The sequence below is a fragment of the Kitasatospora sp. NPDC057512 genome, assembly GCF_042802135.1.
In the GTDB taxonomy this organism is placed as follows: domain Bacteria; phylum Actinomycetota; class Actinomycetes; order Streptomycetales; family Streptomycetaceae; genus Kitasatospora.
The window spans coordinates 1-4734 of sequence record NZ_JBHVET010000676.1 but is presented as its reverse complement, the minus strand read 5'-3'; the positions used below and the strand labels follow the sequence as shown (position 1 = coordinate 4734).

Below are 4734 nucleotides of genomic sequence, written 5' to 3'. Positions count from 1 at the left end.
CGGGGTTCGGGACCGCGGCCGCGCTGCGCCATCAGTTCGTCCGCTCGCTGGGGACGGGCCGTGGCCGCGAGGGCGCTCCCGTTCCAACGGCGGACGGCCGGATGGCGCATCGCAACGTCCCGTCGTACGGCCTGGACCGGTCGGCGGGGCCGTTGCTCTGGCGGGGTGATCCGCCACCGCCGCGCGCACGTTGGGGCCCGTCGGGCGCCCGCCGTGCCGTAGGCATGACCCGTGTTCCGGGCCCGCTCCCGTCACCGGCAGGGCCCGACCCCCCGTCCCCCCTTCGAAGGAGCCGCCATGCCCGCCGTGCCCGCCACGCCCCAGGAACCGGACCCCGCCACCGGGCCGTCGGACGCCGCGACGTTCGGCAAGAGGACACTGGTGAGCACCGACCCGAAGGACTGGGTCCCCGTTCTCAAGGCCGGCTTCGTCTGCACCGTCGCACACCTCGAAATCAGCACCCCGGACGACCGGCTGACGGTCAGGCCCAGATGCGTCCCCATGGTCTACGCCTACCACGAGGAGGACGGCAAGAGGCTCCTCTACCTGCACGGGTCCATCTACTACCCGACGGGGATCCCGGTCTCGCTGAAGCACCTGTGGAGCGAGGACGGCGTGTCCGTCTCCCTGGCCGTCGCCCTCGTCGACGGCCTCGTCGTGGGACGCGCGGCCATCAGCACCTCCCTCAACTACCGCTCCGTCGTCGTCAACGGCACCGCCAGGAAGGTCGACCCCTCCGGGCGCGCGAAGGCCTTCGAGGCGCTCAGCGACCAGATCGTCCCCGGCCGCTGGAGCGAGCTGCGCCCCATCGACGACAAGGACCTGAACACGGACGGGCAGCACATGCCCACCACCGGGGTCCTCTCCGTCGACCTCGGCGAGCAGGGAACGACGGTCCACGCCAAGACGGCGACCCACCCCGACGGGCCCGAACACGAGACCCAGCGGGACTGGGACCACCCCCACGCCTGGGGCGGCGTCCTCGCCCTGCGCCAGACGTACGGCGACCCCGTCCCCGACAAGCACGTCAAGCAGGGCACCCCCGTCCCCAAGTCCGTCCAGGACCTCGTCAAGAGCCACCAGGCCACGTAGGACGCGCCACCGTCGACGGCCCGGAGCGGGCGGGCTCGGGCGTCTCCGGCGGCGTGCGAGGGTGCGGGCGCCGCCGCCCCGCCCTGGCCGAGGACTGCGTCCCCGCCCCGGCCGCCGCCTGCCGGGCGGTCCGCCGCCGTACGGATTTCTGGACTTGTAGGTCCATTTTCGGCTGCCTACCGTGCTGCGCGTTCCCCCCTTTTCCTCCCGAACGAGCCCGCACAGGAAGGTTCCAGCCCATGCACGCGATCCGGATCGAGGAGCACGGCGGCCCCGAGGCCATGCGCTGGACCGAACTGCCGGACCCGGTCCCCGGCCCCGGCGAGGCGCTGGTGCACCTGGGCGCGGCCGGGGTGAACTACCTGGACGTCGGCGCCCGCGCGCAGGGCGGTCCCGGCTGGGCGGCGCCGGTGGTGCTGGGCGCCGAGGGCATGGGGTACGTCGTCGCCCTCGGCGAGGGAGTGGCCGGACTGGCCGTCGGCGACCGGGTGGCCTGGTTCTACCACCCGGGCAGCTACGCCGAGTTGCTCGCCGTCCCGGCCGCCTCGCTGGTCGCGGTGCCCGACGGGGTGCCGGACGAGGTCGCGGGCGGCCTGCTGATGCAGGGCCTGACCGCGAGCCACCTGAGCACCGAGGTCCACCCCGTCGCCCCGGGTGACACGGCGGTGGTGCACGCGGCGGCGGGCGGGGTCGGCCGGCTGCTCACCCAGCTGGTCAGGGCACGCGGCGGGAAGGTGATCGGCCTGGTCTCCCGCGAGGAGAAGGCCGGCGTCGCGCGGGAGGCCGGCGCCGACCACGTCCTGGTCCACTCCGGCGGCGGATTCGAGGACCGGGTCAGGGAACTGACCGGCGGGCGCGGGGCCGACGTCGTCTACGACGGCGGCGGCGCCGGCACCTTCCGCTCCTCCCAGCTGGCGCTGCGCCCGCACGGGGTGCACGCCTACTACGGCCCGTTCATGGGCGTGCCCGAACTGCGGCCCACCGACCTGCCGAACAGCATCCTGCTGACGTACCCGGTGGTGCACCACCACGTCCCGACCCGCGAGGCGCTGGTGCGGCGCACCGGCGAGCTGTTCGACCTCGTCCTGGCGGGGCGGCTCACCCAGCGGATCACCAGCCGCTACCCGCTGGCCGAGGCGGCTCGGGCGCACGCGGACCTGGAGTCCCGGCGCACCACGGGCAAACTGGTGCTGCTGCCGTGAGCGCGCGGACCGCACCGAGGAGTACGGGCTCCGGGCCGCCGACCCGCAAGGGCGTCGCCACCAGGCAGCGCATCGTCGAGGGAGCCGCCCGGGAGATCCGCGAGGCGGGCGTGTTCGCGCTGCGCCTGGAGGACGTGATGGCCCGCACCGCCACCAGCAAGAGCCAGCTGTTCCACTACTTCCCCGGCGGGAAGGACGAACTGCTGCTGGCCGTGGCCCGCTTCGAGGCGGCCCGGGTGCTCGACGACCAGCAGCCGGAGCTGGGCGCCCTCACCTCCCGGGAGGCCTGGCTGCGGTGGCGCGACAAGGTCCTCGCCCGCTACCGCGCCCAGGGCGTCGACTGCCCGCTGCACGTGGCCCTGTCCCAGCCGGGTACGGCCACCGGCGCGGGCCGGACGGTGGCCACCGAACTGCTGGGGCAGTGGCGGCGGCAGCTCGCCGCGGGCATCCGCCACCTGCGGGACGGCGGTGCGATCGCCGCCGGCCTGGATGCCGAACGGGAGGCCGCGGCGCTGCTGGCCGGGATCCAGGGCGGGGTGCTGATCCTCATGACCACCGGCTCCACCGACCATCTGGAGGCGGCGCTGGACTCGGGCCTCGCCCGGCTGGGGCTCACGGAGGACTGACGACGCCCTGACGGAGGACCGGCTCGGGGCTCGCGACGGCGCCTCGACGGCGCCCCGGGGGTGACGCGGCGGGGTCGGCCCCGTACGGACGGGCACCGCCCCGGTGTGGAACGGGTCACATTCCAGGGGCTGTTGAGGGTTCGGAGTGACCAGGGTCACTCCCGGCGCGCGTTCGCGGCGCCCGGCGGCGCCCTCCCGTGGCGGGACTGGGCGGGCGCCGTCGCGGCACGGGCGAAGGGCCCGTCCGCTTCGGGACCTTGGTCGTGAATCCCCTCGACCTTCGCCCCGGTGGCGCCCCCTCCGGACCGGGGCAACCGTGGACGGTCGCCCGTTGTGACCGGGCGGTGGCGCCGTCCGAGGTGGGCGGCGTCTTCCCCTGCCGTCTACCCGGCGCACGGTGCGCAGTGCGTGCCGTACGCTCCGGAGGACCCCAAGTACATGTCCCAGACCATCGACAACGCCCCGTATACCGCGTTCCACCGCAGGCTGGCCCTCGCCTGTTCGGGCGGACCCCTGCTCGACGGCTACATCCTGAGCATCGTCGGCGTCGCCCTGATCGGGATGCGCCCGGACCTCGGGCTGTCCACCGCCGAGGTCAGCCTGATCGGCGCCGCCGCCCTGGTCGGCATGTTCGTCGGCGGCGCGCTCTTCGGCGTGCTGACCGACAAGATCGGCCGGGAGGTGATGTACACCGCCGACCTGCTCGTGATGGTCGCCTGCTCGGTGCTCTCCTTCTGGGTGGACGCGGTGTGGGCGATCACCCTGCTGCGCTTCGTGCTCGGCATGGCCGTGGCCGCCGACTACCCCATCGCCACCTCGCTGCTCGCCGAGTGGCTGCCCGTCAAGAAGCGCGGCCGCCTGCTCGGGCAGCAGATCGTCGCCTGGTACGCCGGCTCGGTGCTCGCCTACCTGGTGGGCTACCTGTTCCTGGAGCTGGCCGGGCCGGGCAGCTGGCGGTGGATGCTGGCGAGCTCCACGGTGCTGTGCGTGGTGTTCCTGGTGATCCGCCGCGGCTCGCCGGAGTCGCCGCGCTGGCTGGCCGCCAACGGGCGGGTCGGCGACGCGGTGCGGGTGGTCGAGAAGCACCTCGGGGTCCGGGTCGACGGCCGGGAGCTGATGCCCGATCCGGCCGAGCGCGGCCGCCCCGCCGGACTGCGCCTGCTGATGACCCAGCCCTACCGGCGCCGCACCCTGTTCTGCGGCCTGTTCTTCATGTGCCAGGTCGGCCCGCTGTTCGCGATGCTCACCTTCGGCCCGCAGATCCTCTCCTCCTTCGGCATGCCGGGCGGCACCGTGATGGAGACCCTCGGCACCGGCCTGATCAGCCTGGTCTTCCTGCTCGGCTGCTACCCGGCGCTGCGCCTGATCGACACCCGCGGCCGGCGGCCCGTCATCATCTGGTCCTTCGCGCTGATGACCGTCCCGCTGGCGCTGCTGGGCGTGTGGCCCACCGCCCCGGCCGCGGTCGCGCTGCTGGCGCTGTGCGCGTACGCCTTCCTGTGCGGCGGGCCCAACGTGCTCGACTGGACGTACCCCAACGAGCTGTTCCCGACCGAGATCCGGGCCACCGCCGTGGGCGTCGCCACCTCGGTCAGCCGGATCGGCGCGGCCGTCGGCACCTACCTGCTGCCGCTGTCGCTGACCGGGCTGGGCACCGGGCCGACCATGCTGATCGCCGCCGGGACCACCGCTCTCGGGCTGCTGGTCTGCGTGGCGTGGGCGGAGGAGACCCGCGGCACCGCGCTGGGCGCCTCCCCCGCGGCCTCGGCCGCCTCGGCCGGCTCCGCCGGTGCGCGGTCCGCGCGGGGCGCCGT

Annotated in this window: 4 protein-coding genes; all 4 read left to right on the top strand. The window is 74.4% G+C overall.

Annotation, left to right across the window (positions count from 1 at the left end; translation table 11 throughout):
* Positions 1–297: 297 nt before the first annotated feature.
* Positions 298–1092: a pyridoxamine 5'-phosphate oxidase family protein gene (locus ACFU6K_RS31695; protein ID WP_380668876.1), complete on the top strand. Its 795-nt coding sequence runs from the start codon at positions 298–300 to the stop codon at positions 1090–1092.
* 239 nt (positions 1093–1331) lie between these two features.
* Complete coding sequence (locus tag ACFU6K_RS31690) at positions 1332–2294, top strand: quinone oxidoreductase family protein (protein ID WP_380668874.1); 963 nt, start codon at positions 1332–1334, stop codon at positions 2292–2294.
* On the top strand, positions 2291–2920 hold the full coding sequence (locus ACFU6K_RS31685; RefSeq protein WP_380668872.1) for a TetR/AcrR family transcriptional regulator: 630 nt from the start codon (positions 2291–2293) through the stop codon (positions 2918–2920). Before ACFU6K_RS31690 ends, ACFU6K_RS31685 begins: the two co-directional genes overlap by 4 nt.
* 438 nt (positions 2921–3358) lie before the next feature.
* Positions 3359–4734 (top strand): MFS transporter (locus ACFU6K_RS31680; protein ID WP_380668870.1); only part of this gene is annotated, 1376 nt, incomplete at its 3' end.

What these genes read in the sequence shown, in the direction of transcription:
- ACFU6K_RS31695 (WP_380668876.1), top strand. Translation starts at nt 298, where the DNA reads ATGCCCGCCGTGCCCGCCACGCCCCAGGAACCGGACCCCGCCACCGGG.
- ACFU6K_RS31690 (WP_380668874.1), top strand. Translation starts at nt 1,332, where the DNA reads ATGCACGCGATCCGGATCGAGGAGCACGGCGGCCCCGAGGCCATGCGC.